Source organism: Acidovorax sp. (assembly GCF_016783915.1).
Taxonomy (GTDB): domain Bacteria; phylum Pseudomonadota; class Gammaproteobacteria; order Burkholderiales; family Burkholderiaceae_C; genus Acidovorax.
Window position 1 is genome coordinate 26,606 of the sequence record NZ_JADHVT010000026.1, and the last position, 16,642, is coordinate 43,247.

The following is a 16,642-nucleotide window of genomic DNA, read 5'->3' on the forward strand; positions in this document are numbered from 1 at the left end:
TTTATGAACGGATAAGGGGCGCGCTTTGAAAAGAAAACCCGGGCAGTGCTTCAAACATCGCCCGGCGGACATGTCAACGTGCAGCCACCTGCTTGTTCGACAAACCCCACACATAGGCAGAGAGTACGCCGATCTGCGCCTCGGTCAACTTCTCGGCCTGTGCTGGCATCTGGTTGACCTTGCCGTTGTTGATCATGGCCGTGATGGCGGCCTCGCCCCAGCCATGCAGCCAGATATCGTCGGTCAGGTTGGGCGCACCCAGAGCCTGGTTGCCCTTGCCATCCATGCCGTGGCAGGCCGCGCATGCCGCAAACTTGGGCTTGCCCAGGGACGCACGCAGCGAGTCATGCGGGCTGCCCGACAGGCTCAGTACATAGTGCGACAAGTTGCGCACATCTTCTGGAGTGCCCACGGCTGCTGCCATGGGGGGCATATTGCCAATGCGGCCCTTCTCCAGCGTCTCGCGGATCTTCTCGGGTGTGCCGCCATGGAGCCAGTCGCTGTCCGTCAGGTTCGGGAAGCCCTTGCTGCCGCGTGCATCCGAGCCGTGGCACTGCGCGCAGTTGTTCATGAACAAGCGCTCGCCAATGGCATGGGCCTGCGGGTCCTTGGCCACGTCTTCGGGCTTCATGGATGCAAAGCGGGCGTACAGCGGCTCCAACTCCGTCTTGGCCTTGGCCATTTCGGCTTCGTACTCGCCCTTTTGCGTCCAGTTGAGCTTGCCAGTGAAGCTGCCCAGACCTGGGTAGGCAGCCAGGTAGCCCAGGCCAAAGATGATGGTGATGACGAACAGCCACACCCACCAGCGCGGCAGGGGGTTGTTCATTTCGACCAGGTCCTCGTCCCAGACGTGGCCGGTGGTGTTGTCGGAGGTGGCAACCACCTTCTTGCGGCCTGCCATCCAAAGCAGGATGCCGCAGGCGATGATGCCGACCAGGGTCAGCGTGGTCACAAAGACCGACCAGAAATTGCTGGTGAAGTCACTCATGGGGTGTTCTCGTTCTGGTGAAGGTCAATCTGTCTCGAAAGGCAGCTGGGCTGCCTCGTCGAACCGGGCCTTGTTGCGGCCGCGGTAGGCCCAGACCCAGATGCCAATGAAGCAGGCCATCGATGCCAGGGTGGCGACGATGCGCATGGTGGTGATGTCCATGGGATATCTCCTTTGCTTACTTGAGCGCACGGCCCATGACTTGCAGGTAGGCGATGAGCGCGTCCTGCTCCGTCTTGCCCTTGACCTCGCCCGCCGCAGCAGTGATCTGCTCGTCGGTGTAAGGCACGCCCACGGTGCGCAGGGCCTTCATGCGGGGAGCCATCACTGCGGGGTCCACCTGGTTCTTTTCAAGCCAGGGGTATGCGGGCATGTTGGACTCGGGCACCACATCGCGGGGGTTGTTCAGGTGGATGCGATGCCATTCGTCGCTGTACTTGCCACCCACGCGGTGCAGGTCAGGCCCCGTGCGCTTGCTGCCCCACTGGAAGGGATGGTCATACACAAACTCGCCCGCCACCGAGTAGTGGCCGTAGCGCAGCGTCTCGGCGCGGAAGGGGCGGATCATCTGCGAATGGCAGTTGTAGCAACCCTCGCGGATGTAGATGTCGCGGCCCGCCAGCTGCAGGGCGTTGTAGGGCTCCACACCCTTGACCGCCTCGGTCGTTGACTTCTGGAAGAACAGGGGCACGATCTCGACCAGACCACCAATGGCGATCACGATCAGGATGAGCACGATCATCAGAAAGTTGTTGGTCTCCACCTTTTCATGGGAGAAACCGGTCGAAGCAGATGTGTTGTTGTTGGACATGAATGATCTCCTTCGGACTCAAGCGTGGGCCGCGTTCACAGCAGGAATGGCCACCTTGACCGAACGGCCCGAGATGGCAGTCAGCCACACGTTCCAGGCCATGACCAGCATGCCGCCCAGGTACAGCAAGCCACCCGCCACACGGATCACATAGAAGGGATAGGTGGCCTTCACGCTTTCCACGAAGGTGTAGGTCAGCGTACCGTCGGGGTTGACCGCGCGCCACATCAGGCCCTGCATCACGCCGGCAATCCACATCGCTGCGATGTACAGCACGATGCCGATGGTGGCCATCCAGAAGTGCAGCTCGATCGCTTTGACGGAGTGCATCTTGTCCTTGCCGAACAGGCGCGGCACCAGGTAGTACAGCGAACCCATCGAGATCAGACCCACCCAGCCCAGGGCGCCGGAGTGCACGTGGCCAATGGTCCAGTCGGTGTAGTGGCTCAGGGCATTGACGGTCTTGATGGACATCATCGGGCCCTCGAACGTGGACATGCCGTAGAACGACAGCGACACGATCAGGAAGCGCAGGATGGGGTCGTCACGCAGCTTGTGCCATGCACCCGACAGGGTCATGATGCCGTTGATCATGCCGCCCCAGCTGGGGGCCAGCAGGATGAGCGAGAACACCATGCCCACCGATTGCGTCCAGTCGGGCAGCGCGGTGTAGTGCAGGTGGTGTGGGCCGGCCCACATGTAGGTGAAGATCAGCGCCCAGAAGTGGACGATCGACAGGCGGTAGCTGTACACCGGACGGCCCGCCTGCTTGGGGATGAAGTAGTACATCATGCCCAGGAAGCCAGCGGTCAGGAAGAAGCCCACCGCATTGTGGCCGTACCACCATTGCACCATGGCGTCCTGCACACCGGCATAGGCCGAGTAGCTCTTCATCATGCCCGCAGGGATGGCTGCACTGTTCACCAAGTGCAGCAGCGCCACGGCCAGGATGAACGCACCAAAGAACCAGTTGGCCACATAGATGTGCTTGACCTTGCGGGTGCCAATGGTTCCGAAGAACACGATGGCATAGGACACCCAGACCAGCGTGATCAAGATGTCAATGGGCCATTCAAGTTCAGCATATTCCTTGCCTTGGGTGTAACCCATGGGCAGGCTGACGACCGCTGCCGCAATGACCAGCACCCAGCCCCAGAAGGTGAATGCGGCCAGGGGACCGGCAAAAAGCCGGACCTGGCAGGTGCGCTGCACCACGTAGTAGCTGGTAGCAAACAGCGCGCTGCCGCCAAAACCAAAGATCACCGCATTGGTGTGCAAAGGTCGCAAGCGGCCATAACTCAGCCACGGAATGCCAAAGTTGAGTTCTGGCCAAGCCAACTGGGCGGCGATGATGACGCCCACCAGCATGCCGACCACCCCCACCACCACGGCCAGGATAGAGAACTGCCGCACTACCGTATCGTTGTAGTGCGCAGCATTTGTTTTTGGAAAATCCATCGGGCACCTCTTTGTATTGCAGTAAGAGTTTGTTGCAGTCGCGGCTATCGGGCATTGACACAAGTCAACCGTCTCGGAGAATGCGCTCCCCCTCTTGTTCGACGCTCTCGAACTGGCCGTGGTACACGGCCCACCACAGGCCTCCCAGAATCAGAAGCACCAGCATCACGGACAGAGGAATCAGCAAATAAAGGATGTCCATCAGACAAGCTCCAGCGGGGTCTTGGAAAGATCAAGGGGCGGCTGCTGCGCGCTGCCAGCCATGAGGTCAGGTCGTGCAGGCAACGCCACCGTTGGCAATGGCGCACTGTGCGAGCCAGGCAAGGAAGGCAGGTCGCGCGCGAGGCGCGCTGCGTTGAGCACCACCAGCAGCGAACTCAGCGCCATGCCCAGCCCGGCCAGCCAAGCGGGCATCCAGCCCAGCACCGCTAGCGGCACGCACAGCGCGTTGTAGGCCGCAGCCCACCACAGGTTCTGGCGCACCACGCGCAGGGTGCGGCGCGCCAGCAGCACCGTTTGCGGCACCAGCACAAGGCTGTCGCCCAGCACTACAAAGTCCGCCCGAGACTGCGCCAGTGGCACGGCACGGCCGAAAGCAAAAGAGACATGGGCCCCCGCAAGCACTGGGCCATCATTGAGGCCATCACCCACCATGGCCACGTGGTGTCCTTCCGACTGCAGTGCCCGTAGCGCTGCCAGCTTGCCCTGCGGAGTGCACTCGCCCTGGGCATGGGCAATACCAGCCTGCGTGGCCACCCGCTGCACTGCACCCCGGCGGTCACCCGACAGCAATTGCACAGCCACACCGTCCTGCTGCAAGGCGTGCACCACGGCGGAGGCCTCAGCCCGCAGGTCTTCCACCAGATCAAAGCGGGCCAGTTCGCGCAAGGCTCCATCTGCCGATTGCTCAGAGAGCACGACCTGCAGCGCAGCACCGTTGGCATCGTTGGCAACGCCCGCATGGCGGGCAGAGCCCAGGCGGATCGTCCGAGCCGCGGCGCCCCCTGTAGCGTCTTCCACGGTGGCGGTCAGCCCCTGTCCTGCATCCTCCTGCAGGCCCATCACCTGCCAACGCCCCAACGGCAGCTGCTGTGCAGAAGCCGCCGCAGCCAAGGCCCGCGAAGCCGGGTGCATGGACTGGCGCGCGAGCGCTGCGGCCAAGTCCAGCGCCTCTTCTGCGCTGCAACTGCCCGCAGGATGCACCGCTTGCAGCGCCATGCCGTCGCGTGTCAGCGTACCGGTCTTGTCGAATACCATGGTGTCCACCTGGGCCAGCGCCTCCAGCCCCTGTAGATTGCGCACCAGCACGCCGTGGCGCGCCAGCGTACCCGCCGCCGTGAGCATGGCGACAGGGGTGGCCAGTGACAACGCGCACGGGCAGGTGACGATGAGCACCGCCACCGCCACCATCAACGCATGCCCGGGGTCCGACGGCCACCAGTAGGCAGCCGCCAGCGCCGCCGCCAGCAACACGGCGACCAGGAAAGGCCGCGCAATGCGGTCCGCCAGCTGCGCCAGCCGTGGCTTTTGCAGCGATGCGCTCTCCATCAGTGCCACGATCTGCGCAAAGCGGGTTTGCCCGCCCGTGCCCTCCACCTGCACCTCGACCGGCGCCTGCAGGTTGTAGCTGCCCGCTGTGACGGTGCTGCCCACAGGGCGTGCCACGGGTGTGGACTCACCCGTCAGCAAGGCCTCGTCTGAATATGTATTGCCCACCGTGATGCGTCCATCGGCCGGGAAGGCCTCACCCGGCAGCACGCGGATGGTGTCCCCCACCACAATGCGCCGCGTGGCAACGCGGGCGAAACTACCATCCGCCGCGCGCCGCTCCACACTGTCGGGCAGGCGGTTCATCACAGCCTCCAGTGCGCCCGCCGTGCGATCACGCAGGCGCAACTCCAGCCAGCGGCCTGTGAGCAGGAAGAACACAAACATGGTCAAGGAGTCGTAGTACACCTCCTTGCCGAAGATGCCAGAAGGGTCAAAGGTGCCAGCCGTGCTGACCACAAAGGTGATCGCCATGCCCAGCGCCACGGGCAGGTCCATGCTGACCCGGCGCAGGCGGATATCGCGCAACGCGCTGGTAAAAAATGGACCACAAGAAAACACCACCATGGGCAGCGTGATGACCCATGAAGCCCAGCGCAACAGCTGCTCCATCTCGCCCGACAGATCGCCCGGCTGCGCCACGTAGGCGGGCCATGCGTACATCATCACCTGCATCATACAAAAGCCTGCCACCAGCCAGCGCCACAACGCACGGCGGCTCTCGCGCAGGCGCTGGTCGCGCGCAAACGCATCCATCGCGGGCATAGCACGGTAGCCCGCGCGGCGCACGGCATCCATCCATTGCGAAGGCAACACCTGGCCCGGTTGCCACACGACGCGGGCCCGGCGGGTAGCGGCGCTGACATCGGCCTGCAGCACGCCCGGTACTGCCCGCAGGGCATCTTCAATGGTCAGGGCGCAGGTAGCGCAATGCATACCGTCCAGTACCACATGGGAGTCCCAGGCCGTGGCACTCGGGTCGGGCGAAACGGCATCCACGGATCCACCAGCCAATGGGCTACCCGCCACAGAGCAAGGCCGGCCAAACGCCAGCCACTCCTGGGGGTCGTCCAGCAGTTCGTCCCGCTGCTGCGGCGGCGGGCCTGCCACACTGTCAGGCGGGAGTGCCGGGGATGATGCCGGCGCACCGGGTCGAAACATGGACATGGGTCAAGCCTATCTGCGGGGCATCGCCAGTACATTGACCTGGATCAAGCCCCGGAACATGATTCATCCTAAGCTTGTTCCATCACTTTGAGGAGCCCTTTTATGTACAAACGCATCCTGATCGCTACAGACGGATCCCCCCTGTCGGACAAAGCGGTGGAACATGGCTTGTCGCTGGCCGCACTGACGGGCGCCACAGCGGTCGCCCTCAAGGTGGTGCCTCGCTACCCTCGCAGCTACTTTGAAGGCGGCATGCCAGTCGACATGAACGACGTCAAACGCATCGAATCCCAGTGGGGCGATGCAGCACAAGCCATGGTCGATGGGGTGAAAGCCCAGGGCGGCGCGCAAGGCGTGACCGTGAAGGCGGTGGTCGCCAAGTCCGACCTGGTGGCCGAAGCCGTGATTGCTGTCGCCAAGAAGCACAAGTGCGACCTGATCGTGATGGCATCGCACGGCCGCAAGGGTCTCAAGCGCCTGCTGCTGGGCAGCGAAACGCAGCATGTTCTGACGCATTCGCATATACCGGTACTGGTGCTGCGCTGAAGGCGGCTTGGCATCCGCAGTCAAGCCTCAGGCCTCAGGTCATGAGGCCGCGGCCGGGCCGGACTAGGGCCGCGCAGATTTCTTGCGACTGCCCACCGAGGCAAGCACAGCCGGCCCCTTGAGTGCAGGATCGTCCAGCACGCGCACCAGACAGTCGCGCAACCATCGGTGCGCTGCATCTGCGTTGTAGCGGGGATGCCAGGCCATGCGCGTCACGTCAGGTGGTACCGGCAAAGGCAGGGCAAACACCTCCAGCTTCAGCGAGGATGCCATGCCCCGTGCCACGCGCTCGGGAACGCAGGCAACCAGATCAGAGCGTGACGCCGCTATCAGTGCTGCAAAGGCGCTGGGCACCTGGAGCGCCACCATGCGTTCCAGTCCTCTTTCCGCCAGCACCTCGTCCAGCGCACTAGGTTCCCCGGGCCGTAGCGTGACGCCCACATGGCGTGCAGCAGCCAGCCTCTTTGGGGTCATGGACTGCCCCAGCAAGCTGTGGCCCAACCGCACAGCGCCCACCATGTTCTGGTGTGACACCTCGACCCACTCGGTCTCCGGGTCGCGGCTGCGAAACACCCCCACATCCAGGTCCACACGCCCCTCCCGCAGCGCACCAGGGTCGTTGTGGCTTTCTGGCAAAAATTGCAGGCTGGCCAGGGGCATTTGACTGGCCAGCGCTTCCGACAAAGCAGCGCCATAGACCACCGCCATGCCTTCGGGGGCGCGCACCACAAAGTGCCTTCGCACCAAGGCGAGCCCCGGCCCTTGTTCCGGCGACTGCAATGCCTGAGCCTGTGCCAGCAGTGCGCGTACAGGCTCCGCGAGCGCCAATGCACGCGGCGTGGGCACCAGCTTGCGCCCCGCCCGCACCAGGATGTCATCGCCAAAGGCCTCCCGAATACGTGCCAGGGTGTGGCTCATCGCAGGGGTGCTCAGGTGCATGCGCGCGGCAGCCGCTGTGACGCTGCCAGTAGAGAGCAAAGCATCCAGCGCCACCAGCAGGTTGAGATCATATGATTTCATTTAGTGCAACTATATGTTTACATCATTGCACTGTACAAAATTTATCGGAAGCGAAACACTTCCGGCCATGAACACGCCCCCTCCCCTTGCCACGCCCCCAGCGGCGACAGCGCGTCGCACGACTGCGTTTTCGCTGGCCGCGTTGATGCTGATGCTCGTTCTGGCCGCCCTGGACCAGACCATTCTCTCTACCGCCCTCCCCTCCATGGGGCGCGACCTGCCGGGCACCGTCCCACCCGCCTGGGCCTTTTCGGCCTATCTGCTGGCGGCAACCGTAGTGATTGCGCTGTATGGCCGCCTTGCGGACATGTACGGACAAAAGCCTGTATTGCTGGTGTCAGTGGGCCTGTTCTTGGTGGGATCGCTGGCCTGCGCGACGAGCCAGACCATGCTGCAGTTGGTGCTGGCCAGAGCGCTGCAAGGCGCTGGCGGAGGCGGGCTGATGACCCTAACCATGCTGACCGTGGCCGCAATGCTCCCCTTGCAGGAACGCGGCCGTTACCAGGCGCTACTGGGCGGGGTGTATGGCGTGGCCACGATGTTCGGGCCATTGATGGGCGGCTGGCTCACGGAGCATCTTTCCTGGCGCTGGGCATTCGGTCTCAACGTGCCCCTGGCGGTGGTGGCGTTCGCTGTGCTGGTTGCCACACTGCCGCGACTACAGGCAGCCACCGCGCCTCAAGGCCATCACCGGTCCGGGCAGCCGAGTGCTCCCATCGACATTGCAGGCGCCTTGCTGCTGGCCGGTGCGCTGAGCAGCACGCTGTTGCTGACACAGGCAGAACGCCTGCAACTTCCCACCTGGCTATCGACCGGCCTGCTGGCCAGCGTGGCCGCACTGAGCGCGGCGGGCTTCGTGCTGTGGCAACGGTACACCGTCCATCCACTGGTTCCACTGACACTTTTCGTCACGCCTGCATACACGGCCGCTGCGACCATAGGACTGGTCACCGGGGTGGCACTGTATGCGGCTGTGGTGTTCACGCCAGCCTATCTGCAAACCGCCCTGCACCTCGCTCCTACCGCGGCGGCGTGGCACCTGTTGCCCTTGATGGCAAGGCTGACAGCAGCCGCCATGGTCAGCGGCCGGTTGTTGCGGGCGCGCATGCCTGCAAAGCGGCTTGGGGGCGCCGCGTCGCTGCTCGTGTGGGCGGGCTTTGCCCTGCTGGCACTGGCCATGGAGTTCACCCCGACACAACCGCTGGTGCTTTCCGCCTGCCTGCTGCCACTGGGCGTGGGTATGGGCCTGCTGTTTCCCATCATCACCATGGTGTCCCAGCGCGCAGCGCCCGCAGCGTGGATGGGCATTGCTACCGCCGTGCCGGTGATGCTGCGCAGCCTGGGGGGAGCGGTGGGTGTGGCCTTGCTCGCCATGCTGCTCAGCCACTGGCTGCACGCCGCGATGGCACAGCCGCATGCCAACCCCAGCGCGGCAGGCGCGCACGCCCTGCAGATGGTGTGGGTATGCGCAGCGGGTACGGCACTGCTGGGCATACTGGCTTGCCGGTGGCTGCCTGCCACACCGATGGCTTTGCCCACTAATACGGTGCCACCAGAGCCAGGCAACCCACACCCAGCTGGTACAGCAGGCCTTGTGGGTCCCCGCTGACTCAAGAAAAAGGGCCTGTACAGGCCCTTTCGTGTCGTTTCAATGCCGATGGCGGTCGCAACCCCCTGTCAGACAAACAAGCCCTTGTGCTGATCGCGCAACAGGTTCTTCTGCACCTTGCCCATGGCGTTGCGCGGCAATTCGGGCACCACAAAACACTTCTTCGGGATCTTGAAGTTGGCCAGCTGCGACTTGAGCCCCGCCACGATGGCATCGGGGTTGAGCTGCGCGCCGGGCTTGGCAATCACCACGGCCACGCCCACCTCGCCAAAGTCGGGGTGGGGCACACCCACCAGCGCGCTTTCGGCCACGCCGGGCATCTCGTTGATGTAGCCCTCGATCTCGGCGGGGTACACGTTGTAGCCGCCGCTGATGATCAGGTCTTTGCTGCGGCCCACGATGCTAACGTAGTCGCGATCATCCACCTTGCCCACGTCACCGGTCTTGAACCAGCCGTCTTGCGTGAACTCTTCGGCGGTCTTTTCAGGCATGCGCCAGTAGCCCTTGAACACATTGGGGCCTTTGACCTGGATGTTGCCGATCTCGCCCACGGGCAGGGGCTTGTTGGCGTCGTCCACCACACGCAAGCCCACGTCAGGCAGCGGGAAACCCACTGTGGCGCCACGGCGCTCGCTCTGCCCGTTGTGGCGTGCATCGGCTGCGTAGGGGTTGGAGGTGAGCATGATGGTCTCGCTCATGCCGTAGCGCTCCAGGATGGTGTGGCCGGTGCGTTGCTGCCACTCGGCGAAGGTCTCGATCAGCAGCGGGGCCGAACCTGCAATGAACAGCCGCATGTTTCGGGTGGCCTCCTTGTTCAAGCCGGGCTCGGCCAGCAGGCGCACGTACAGCGTGGGCACGCCCATGAACACCGTGGCGCGCGGCATGGCGGCGAGCACGGCCTTGGGGTCGAACTTGGCGAACCAGATCATCTTGCTGCCGTTGATGAGCGCGCCATGAATGGCCACGAACAGGCCGTGCACGTGGAAGATGGGCAGTGCGTGGATCAGCACATCACCACGACCATCAGGCCCTCCGGTCGCCGTCCAGCCCCAGTAGTCCTTGAGCACCTGGGCGTTCGACAGCAGGTTGCCGTGCGTGAGCATGGCGCCCTTGCTACGGCCCGTGGTGCCGCTGGTGTACAGGATGGCGGCCAGGTCATCAGCACTGCGGAACACGGCCTGGTGCTCGTCGCTGTGGTGGGCGGCACGCTCCAGCAGGCTGCCTGTGCGGTCGTCACCCAAGGTGAACACATGCTGCGTGCCCAGCGTGAACGCGATCTTGCTGACCCAGCCGAAGTTGCCGGGGCTGCACACCACCACGGCGGGCTCGGCATTGCCGATGAAGTATTCGATCTCGGCGCTCTGATAGGCCGTGTTGAGTGGCAAGAAAACATAGCCCGCGCGCAGCGTGGCCAGGTACAGCACCATCGCCTCCACCGACTTTTCGACCTGTACGGCCACGCGGCTGCCCTCGGGCAGCTTCAGCGACGCCAGCAGGTTGGCCATGCGCGCACTGGCGCGGTCCAGGTCGGACCAGGTGTAGAACAGCGGCTTGCCGTCAGGCGCCGTGGTCTCCACGGCCGTGCTGGCAAGGTCGGCAGGAAAGGCTGCGCGCAGGGCGCTGAAGAGGTTGTGTTGGCTCATGGCTCAGACTTCGATGGGCTGGGTGGCTGGGTTGAGACTTGGGACTGACTGATTGGGAGAAAGCTGGAACAGGAGCGGTGTCGGTCAAAACACTGGCGCGCGTTTTTCCAGAAACGCTGAAATCCCTTCGCGGTGCTCGGCGCTGGCGGCGTAGGCATAGGGGTCGGCAGGGCCATTTACTATGTTTTCAATAGCAGACAAGGCATGATTTTGTAGCGCTACAGGCGCTTTCAGCGCCCGAAACGTCTGTTTGTTCATGCGGGCGGCCTGGGGCGCCAGCGCGGAGATGCGCTGGGCACTGCCCAGGGCTTCGGTGGCCACCATGTCATCGGCCACCACCCGGCTCAAAAAGCCGCGTGCCAGCATGTCGGGGGCGCTGAAGGTGGCGGCCTCCAGCAGCATCTGGCGTGCGGTCACGTCACCCACTGCACCTGCCACCAGCTGCGCCTCGCGCGGGGCCATCGGAAAACCCAGCTTGGCAATCGGTGCGCCAAAACGCGCGCCATTGCCCGCCACCCGGATGTCGCAGCAGCTGGCAATCTCCACGCCGGCGCCCATGCAGGCGCCGCTGATCTGGGCCACGATGGGCACGTCGCACTGCAGCATGGCATTGAGCCCGCCCCACACGTCGTTTTCATGAAAATCGCGCAGGGCCACCGCGTCAAAACGGAAGCCGGGGTACTCCGAAATGTCTCCGCCCGCACAAAACGCCCCGCCCTCGCCCGCGATGAGCACACAGCGCGCATCGGCAGAACGCTGCACGTCTTCAAACACCGCACGCAACTGCCGCCACATGGGCCGCGACATGGCGTTCAGCCGCCCAGTGTGGCGCAGGGTGACATGCACCACCCCGCCATCACCGATATTCATCAACACTTCACCCGACATCCTGGTATCCATTTCCTTCACATACCGCCCACGACCTTTGCACCCCGCCATGCCATCGCCATCGCCAGCGTAGAACTGGCTTTGCCAGGCCACGGGTGGCGTCCCCCTTCAGGGGGAAGGCGCAAAGCGCCATAGGGGGTTAGTCAAGCTTTGCGCCAGAGGCCTTCACCACTGCCGCCCAGCGCTTGACCTCGCTGCTGACAAACGCGCCAAACTGCTGCTGCGTCATGCCGCCGTAGTCCGCGCCGTTGCTGGCCCACACCGCCTTGAGTTCATCGGCGGTGCCCAGGCGCTTGATCTCGTCCACGATGCGGGCCTGCACGTCGGCCGGTGTGCCTTTGGGCGCCCACAGGCCGTACCAGGTGGTCACGGTGTAGTCGGGCAGGCCCACTTCGGAGGCGCAGGGTACGTCAGGGAATGCGGGGTTGCGCTTGGCGCCGGACACCATCAGCGCCTTGATACGGCCGCTCTTGATGTGATTGGCTGACGAGCCCAGGCCGTCGAACATCATGTCCACGTTGCCGCCAATGAGATCCTGCAACGCGGGGCCCGCGCCCCGGTAGGGGATGTGGGTGATGAAGGTGCCCGTCTGCTGTTTGAACAGCTCGCCTGCCAGATGGTGCGAGGTGCCCGCTCCGGCCGAACCGTAGTTGAGCTTGGCAGGGTTGCGCTTGATGTAGTCCAGAAACTGCTTGAAGTTGGTGGACGGCGTCTTGGGGTTGACCACCAGCACCTGGGGCACGTTGGCCAGCAGCGCCAGGGGAATGAAGTCCTTCTCGATGTCGTAGTCGAGCTTGGGGTACATCGCAGGGGCAATCGCGTGGTGCACGGCGCCCATGAACAGCGTGTAGCCATCGGGCGCCGCCTTGGACGCAATGCTGGCACCCAGCGTGCCCCCGGCGCCACCCCGGTTGTCGATCACCAGCGTCTTGCCCGTGCTTTTGGAAAACTGCGCAGCCAGCGGCCTGGCAAACGCATCGGTGCCGCCACCGGCGGGGAACGGCACCACCACCGTCACGGGCTTGCTGGGCCAGGTGCTTTGGGCCCAGCTGTTGCTGCTGGCCAGGCCCAGGCCTGCAGCCGCTGCGCCGAGCAATACACCCCGGCGTTGGATTCGCAAATCAGTCATTCCTTGTCTCCTGTCGTTGTAAAAATACGCGGTCACTGGTCCGCCCGGCATCTTGCCGACCGCCCCGTCAGTCGCGGCAAAGGCTGTCGATGTCCCCCGACACTGGCACCTTGCCCTGCGCAAGCAAGCTGCGATGCTTGTCGATGCGCTTCAAGTCGTACAGGTAGTTCACCATGAGCCCGTACGATTGTTTCTGCCCCTTGCTGGATGGGTCACCCGCCCAGTTCAGGCGCTCTACCCGCGCGCCGTTGCCCAGGTGGAAGCGGGCCACGGGATCTGCCGGTTTGCCCTCTTGCAGCTCGCGGCCCAGATAGTACGCGGCGCATTCCAGCAGCATCTGGCGCACGGGGGATTTGGCGTCCAGCTCCAGCGCCTTGTCCACCGCCCCGAGCAAATGCGTGGCCTGCGGCGGCTCGAAGCCCACCGCGCGGCCCAGCTCGCTGCGGCGCTTGTCGTCCAGGCGGTCCAGCATGGCCCCTGCATGTTTGCCCAGCCAAGCGCGGAAACCCGGAATGGGCGACAGCGTGGCAAAGGTGCGCAGGCGCGGGAACTCGGCCGTGAGCGTTTCCACCACATGCTTGATGAGCGAGTCGCCAAAGCTCACGCCGCGCAGCCCCGTTTGCGTGTTGCTGATGGAATAGAAGATGGCCGTGGTCGCCCGTGTGATGTCCACGGGCGCAGCGGCCTCGTCCAGCAGCGGCGTGATGCTGGCCGAGATCTTGTCCACCAGCGCCACCTCCACAAAGATCAGCGGCTCGTTGGGCAGGCGTGGATGGAAGAAGCCATAGCAGCGGCGGTCGCTGTCCAGGCGGTTCTTCAGGTCGGCCCAGCTGCGGATGTCGTGCACGGCCTCATACTTGATGAGCTTTTCGAGCAGCGAGGCGGGCGAGTCCCACGACAGCCGGCGCAGCTCCAGAAAGGCCACGTCGAACCAGGTCGAAAACAGGTGCTCCAGCTCGGCATCGAGCGGCAGCAGGCGCTTGTCGGCCTTGAGCAGCGGCAGGATTTCTGCGCGCATGTCCACGAGAAAACGCATGCCCTCGGGGAACGCCGAAAACCGCTGCAGCAGCCGCGTGCGGGGCGATACCAGCGCACGGCGCAGGCTGATCTCGGCCTGCCCTTCTTCGGCCGTGCCCGCCGCCGCTTCGTAACGCTGGCGGGCCGACTTGAAGCGCGTGGCATCCGGTGCGAACTGCTCGCACATCAGCAGCCACATGTCGCGCCTTTCCTCGGGCTCGGCCTTCGCATACCAGTCGGCCACGGCCTGGGCGCGGCGGCCGCCTTCGATCTCGCTCACCTGGGGCGCCACCACCTCCTGCAGGTCGGCCAGCAGACGGCGCAATGCGCGGGGCGACAACGCCTCCTGGCCGCGCCGCAGAGTGGCCTGCAGACGCTCGTTGGTAGAACGCGGCACCGCGACCTTGGCGACCACATCGGTCACGGTTTTGTCGAGTGAGGCCTTGGCAGACTTGTCGGCGGTCTTGTCCCCCGCCTTGTCGGCGGCAGGCGCGGCAGTGCGCAGGCGTGAGACGCTGCGGGTGATCCATTCGGGAGTGCTGTTGATCATGGGGTCAACCTCGATGGCTGGTTGCGGGCTACATCGCGCAGCGCATCGCGCTGGCGCAACAGATGGGTGCGCATGGCCTCCTCGGCCGCGTCGCAGTCGCGCGCCTTGAGCGCGGCAAACACGGCCAGATGCTCTGCCAGGCTTTGCTGCATGCGCCCGGGGGCATGCAGCGTCTTGTGGCGTGCCAGCCGCAGGATCTTGCGCAGGTCGCCAATCACCTGGGCCAGCCAGCGGTTGTCCGCCAGCGTGATGAAGGCCTCGTGGATGGCGTAGTTGGCTTCGTAGTAGTCGGTCATGCGCCCGTCGGCCGCGCACTGTTGCAGTCGCTCGTGCAGCAGCTCCAGCGCGGCAATGTCGGCCGCCACGGCCTTGCGCGTGGCCTCGTGTGCGGCACGCCCCTCCAGCAACGCGATGACGGGAAAGATGTTGTCCAGATCGCTCTCGGTGACCTCGGCCACAAAACAACCCCGGCGCGGCTCATGGCGCAGCAGCCCCTCGGCCACCAGCACCTTGAGCGCTTCGCGCAGCGGGGTGCGCGAGATCTCCAGCCGCTCGCACAAGGCAGCCTCGTCCAGAAAGCTGCCGGGCGGCAAGGCGCCCGCAAAAATCTGCTCCCGCAGCCGGGAGGCGACTTCGTCGTGCAGTGAATTCGGGACAGGACGCATGTAAAACAAGGCTCCAGGACACCAACCCGCGAGGCATCGGCTGTCAGCGGCTGAAGCAAGGCGCAGGCCGAATGCCTGCAACACACCCCTAACAGCTGACAACAGAGGCGATTGCCTCGCCATGTGTGTAATTTCTCATAATTACGCAAAATAACAAGGTGTAAACCCTGACTTGCAGACTTTGGTTACACAAAAGACGGCGGCTGCGGTGGTTGCGCAACGCTGCGTGCCAAATAGCAGCAAGGGCGGCGAACTTTTCTGCTGGCCCCAAGGAACCGTCGTTGGATGATCAGCCCCGGACCAGATGAGCTGCCGAGAGTGCAACACCCGCCGCGCCCACCGCACGGTCGCCCTGCCCTCACGCCCCTCCCCCGCTTCACTCCACGCCCGCAAAACCTTCCACCAGGTGGTCGATCCACACCCGCAGCTTGGCCGGCAGAAACCGGTGGGACGGGTACAGCACCCAGGCCGTGCCCCCGTACGAGGTCTTGTGCTCCCAGTCGGGCAGCACGGTCACCAGGTCACCCCGCGCCAACGCAGCGCGCGCGGTAAAGCCCGGCAGGCTGGCAATGCCCAGGTGGCTCAGCGCGGCCTCCAGCCGCACCTCGCTGTGGTTGGCCACATAGCGTCCGCGCACAGCCACCGTGGCGGATTCGCCTGCGCGCTCGAAGCGCCAGTGCCGGTCGCGCTCGTCCTCTCCAAGGGTGATGCAGGCGTGGTGCTCCAGGTCGCGCGGGTGCTGGGGGTGGCCCCGCTCAGCCAGGTAATGCGGGCTGGCGCAGGCCAGGTGGCGCAGGGTCGCCAGCGGCCGCCCGGCCAGGCCCGGGGGTGGCGTGTCGGTCACGCGCAGGGCCAGGTCGATGGGCTCCTCGAACAGGTCCACCGTGCGGTCGGTGATGAGCAGTTGCACATCGACCTCGGGGTATTTCTGCAAAAACGGCAGCACCAGGGGGTGAACGAGTTGGCGCCCCACCGCCTTGGCCATGCTCATGCGCACCATGCCCGATGGCGCGGCAGAGTGGGTGTCGCTCAGCGCCCACACCTCGCGCGCGGCAGACACCATGTCCTGGCAGCGGCTGTAGACGGCCGTGCCCGCATCGGTCAGCCGCAGCTTGCGGGTGGTGCGCTCCAGCAGGCGCACGCGCAGCGCCCCTTCCAGCCGAGCCACCTGACGGCTGACCGCCGACGGGGTGATGCCCAGCTGCCGCGCGGCTGCAGAGAAGCTGCCCGCATCCACTACACGCGCAAACACCGCCATGTCGGGGAGGCTGTCCAGGGGTTGATTGATGCGCATGAGGAACAAGTGCAGTTCTTTCGCAGCGATTATCAATGCATGGACGCAAATTGATAATTTCCCCAGCCCATCGCCGCCACGTGCGGTGCCCCACTGCCTCCACCCCAGTCTGCGTCCCATGTCACACACCCTGCCCCTGTCCGCCCCTTCCATGCTGGCCCCGCGCCTTTCTGACCTGGCCTTGCTGCTGGTCGCCGTGGTGTGGGGCACCAGCTATGGCGTAGCTAAGGGGGCCCTGGTGTTCTACGCGGTTCTGGGCTTTTTGGCCGTGCGCTTCATCCTGACCTTTGCCGTGCTGCTCCCGGCCCT

Annotated in this window: 15 protein-coding genes and 1 pseudogene; 3 read left to right on the forward strand and 13 right to left on the reverse strand. The window is 64.6% G+C overall.

The window, feature by feature from the left end; translation table 11 throughout:
• Positions 1–73 precede the first annotated feature (73 nt).
• The 6 genes from ccoP to ISS20_RS07770 form a co-directional block, all read right to left on the reverse strand.
• A complete protein-coding gene (gene ccoP, locus ISS20_RS07745; RefSeq protein ID WP_291435341.1) occupies positions 74–988 on the reverse strand; it encodes a cytochrome-c oxidase, cbb3-type subunit III in 915 nt (304 codons plus the stop codon).
• 24 nt (positions 989–1,012) lie between these two features.
• Positions 1,013–1,150, reverse strand: coding sequence for a CcoQ/FixQ family Cbb3-type cytochrome c oxidase assembly chaperone (locus tag ISS20_RS07750; protein WP_015014811.1), 138 nt, complete (start codon positions 1,148–1,150; stop codon positions 1,013–1,015).
• A 16-nt stretch (positions 1,151–1,166) separates the two neighbouring features.
• Positions 1,167–1,799: a cytochrome-c oxidase, cbb3-type subunit II gene (gene ccoO / locus ISS20_RS07755; protein WP_056747154.1), complete on the reverse strand. Its 633-nt coding sequence runs from the start codon at positions 1,797–1,799 to the stop codon at positions 1,167–1,169.
• 18 nt (positions 1,800–1,817) lie between these two features.
• Positions 1,818–3,257: a cytochrome-c oxidase, cbb3-type subunit I gene (ccoN, locus tag ISS20_RS07760; RefSeq protein WP_056747153.1), complete on the reverse strand. Its 1,440-nt coding sequence runs from the start codon at positions 3,255–3,257 to the stop codon at positions 1,818–1,820.
• Positions 3,258–3,321: 64 nt separating this feature from the next.
• Complete coding sequence (gene ccoS / locus ISS20_RS07765) at positions 3,322–3,459, reverse strand: cbb3-type cytochrome oxidase assembly protein CcoS (RefSeq protein ID WP_010460651.1); 138 nt, start codon at positions 3,457–3,459, stop codon at positions 3,322–3,324.
• Positions 3,459–5,966 (reverse strand): cation-translocating P-type ATPase, encoded by a 2,508-nt coding sequence (locus ISS20_RS07770; RefSeq protein WP_291435369.1) that lies wholly within the window; start codon positions 5,964–5,966, stop codon positions 3,459–3,461. The genes ccoS and ISS20_RS07770 overlap by 1 nt, the downstream gene beginning before the upstream one ends.
• A gap of 108 nt (positions 5,967–6,074) precedes the next feature.
• Here ISS20_RS07770 and ISS20_RS07775 point away from each other — a divergent pair, with 108 nt between their 5' ends.
• A complete protein-coding gene (locus ISS20_RS07775; protein ID WP_291435351.1) occupies positions 6,075–6,518 on the forward strand; it encodes a universal stress protein in 444 nt (147 codons plus the stop codon).
• Positions 6,519–6,581: 63 nt separating this feature from the next.
• On the opposite strand, the gene ISS20_RS07780 is transcribed toward ISS20_RS07775, so the two are convergent.
• Complete coding sequence (locus ISS20_RS07780) at positions 6,582–7,538, reverse strand: LysR family transcriptional regulator (protein ID WP_291435353.1); 957 nt, start codon at positions 7,536–7,538, stop codon at positions 6,582–6,584.
• Positions 7,539–7,605: 67 nt separating this feature from the next.
• On the opposite strand from ISS20_RS07780, the gene ISS20_RS07785 reads away from it, so the two are divergent.
• Positions 7,606–9,147, forward strand: coding sequence for an MFS transporter (locus ISS20_RS07785; RefSeq protein ID WP_291435355.1), 1,542 nt, complete (start codon positions 7,606–7,608; stop codon positions 9,145–9,147).
• A 68-nt stretch (positions 9,148–9,215) separates the two neighbouring features.
• Here the strand turns inward: ISS20_RS07785 and ISS20_RS07790 are convergent, their stop codons facing one another.
• The 6 genes from ISS20_RS07790 to ISS20_RS07815 all read right to left on the reverse strand — a co-directional run bounded on the left by ISS20_RS07790 (position 9,216) and on the right by ISS20_RS07815 (position 16,333).
• Positions 9,216–10,790, reverse strand: coding sequence for a malonyl-CoA synthase (locus ISS20_RS07790; protein WP_291435357.1), 1,575 nt, complete (start codon positions 10,788–10,790; stop codon positions 9,216–9,218).
• An 84-nt stretch (positions 10,791–10,874) separates the two neighbouring features.
• Complete coding sequence (locus tag ISS20_RS07795) at positions 10,875–11,678, reverse strand: enoyl-CoA hydratase/isomerase family protein (protein ID WP_291435371.1); 804 nt, start codon at positions 11,676–11,678, stop codon at positions 10,875–10,877.
• 139 nt (positions 11,679–11,817) lie between these two features.
• On the reverse strand, positions 11,818–12,807 hold the full coding sequence (locus ISS20_RS07800; RefSeq protein ID WP_056064424.1) for a tripartite tricarboxylate transporter substrate binding protein: 990 nt from the start codon (positions 12,805–12,807) through the stop codon (positions 11,818–11,820).
• Between the two features lie 67 nt (positions 12,808–12,874).
• Positions 12,875–14,374 carry a malonyl-CoA decarboxylase gene (locus tag ISS20_RS07805; RefSeq protein ID WP_082522477.1) on the reverse strand — a complete coding sequence of 500 codons (1,500 nt, stop codon included), beginning with the start codon at positions 14,372–14,374 and terminating at the stop codon, positions 12,875–12,877.
• Positions 14,371–15,039: a GntR family transcriptional regulator gene (locus ISS20_RS07810; RefSeq protein ID WP_291435362.1), complete on the reverse strand. Its 669-nt coding sequence runs from the start codon at positions 15,037–15,039 to the stop codon at positions 14,371–14,373. Before ISS20_RS07810 ends, ISS20_RS07805 begins: the two co-directional genes overlap by 4 nt.
• Before the next feature lie 376 nt (positions 15,040–15,415).
• On the reverse strand, positions 15,416–16,333 hold the full coding sequence (locus ISS20_RS07815) for a LysR family transcriptional regulator (protein WP_291435364.1): 918 nt from the start codon (positions 16,331–16,333) through the stop codon (positions 15,416–15,418).
• Between the two features lie 118 nt (positions 16,334–16,451).
• Here ISS20_RS07815 and ISS20_RS07820 point away from each other — a divergent pair.
• Positions 16,452–16,642, forward strand: a pseudogene (locus ISS20_RS07820) (EamA family transporter); the annotation flags it as partial.

What these genes read in the sequence shown, in the direction of transcription:
- ccoO (WP_056747154.1), bottom strand. Translation starts at nt 1,799, where the DNA reads ATGTCCAACAACAACACATCTGCTTCGACCGGTTTCTCCCATGAAAAG.
- ISS20_RS07790 (WP_291435357.1), bottom strand. Translation starts at nt 10,790, where the DNA reads ATGAGCCAACACAACCTCTTCAGCGCCCTGCGCGCAGCCTTTCCTGCC.
- ccoN (WP_056747153.1), bottom strand. Translation starts at nt 3,257, where the DNA reads ATGGATTTTCCAAAAACAAATGCTGCGCACTACAACGATACGGTAGTG.
- ISS20_RS07770 (WP_291435369.1), bottom strand. Translation starts at nt 5,966, where the DNA reads ATGTTTCGACCCGGTGCGCCGGCATCATCCCCGGCACTCCCGCCTGAC.
- ISS20_RS07810 (WP_291435362.1), bottom strand. Translation starts at nt 15,039, where the DNA reads ATGCGTCCTGTCCCGAATTCACTGCACGACGAAGTCGCCTCCCGGCTG.
- ISS20_RS07775 (WP_291435351.1), top strand. Translation starts at nt 6,075, where the DNA reads ATGTACAAACGCATCCTGATCGCTACAGACGGATCCCCCCTGTCGGAC.
- ISS20_RS07750 (WP_015014811.1), bottom strand. Translation starts at nt 1,150, where the DNA reads ATGGACATCACCACCATGCGCATCGTCGCCACCCTGGCATCGATGGCC.
- ISS20_RS07795 (WP_291435371.1), bottom strand. Translation starts at nt 11,678, where the DNA reads ATGTCGGGTGAAGTGTTGATGAATATCGGTGATGGCGGGGTGGTGCAT.
- ISS20_RS07800 (WP_056064424.1), bottom strand. Translation starts at nt 12,807, where the DNA reads ATGACTGATTTGCGAATCCAACGCCGGGGTGTATTGCTCGGCGCAGCG.
- ISS20_RS07785 (WP_291435355.1), top strand. Translation starts at nt 7,606, where the DNA reads ATGAACACGCCCCCTCCCCTTGCCACGCCCCCAGCGGCGACAGCGCGT.
- ccoP (WP_291435341.1), bottom strand. Translation starts at nt 988, where the DNA reads ATGAGTGACTTCACCAGCAATTTCTGGTCGGTCTTTGTGACCACGCTG.
- ISS20_RS07815 (WP_291435364.1), bottom strand. Translation starts at nt 16,333, where the DNA reads ATGCGCATCAATCAACCCCTGGACAGCCTCCCCGACATGGCGGTGTTT.
- ISS20_RS07805 (WP_082522477.1), bottom strand. Translation starts at nt 14,374, where the DNA reads ATGATCAACAGCACTCCCGAATGGATCACCCGCAGCGTCTCACGCCTG.
- ISS20_RS07780 (WP_291435353.1), bottom strand. Translation starts at nt 7,538, where the DNA reads ATGAAATCATATGATCTCAACCTGCTGGTGGCGCTGGATGCTTTGCTC.
- ccoS (WP_010460651.1), bottom strand. Translation starts at nt 3,459, where the DNA reads ATGGACATCCTTTATTTGCTGATTCCTCTGTCCGTGATGCTGGTGCTT.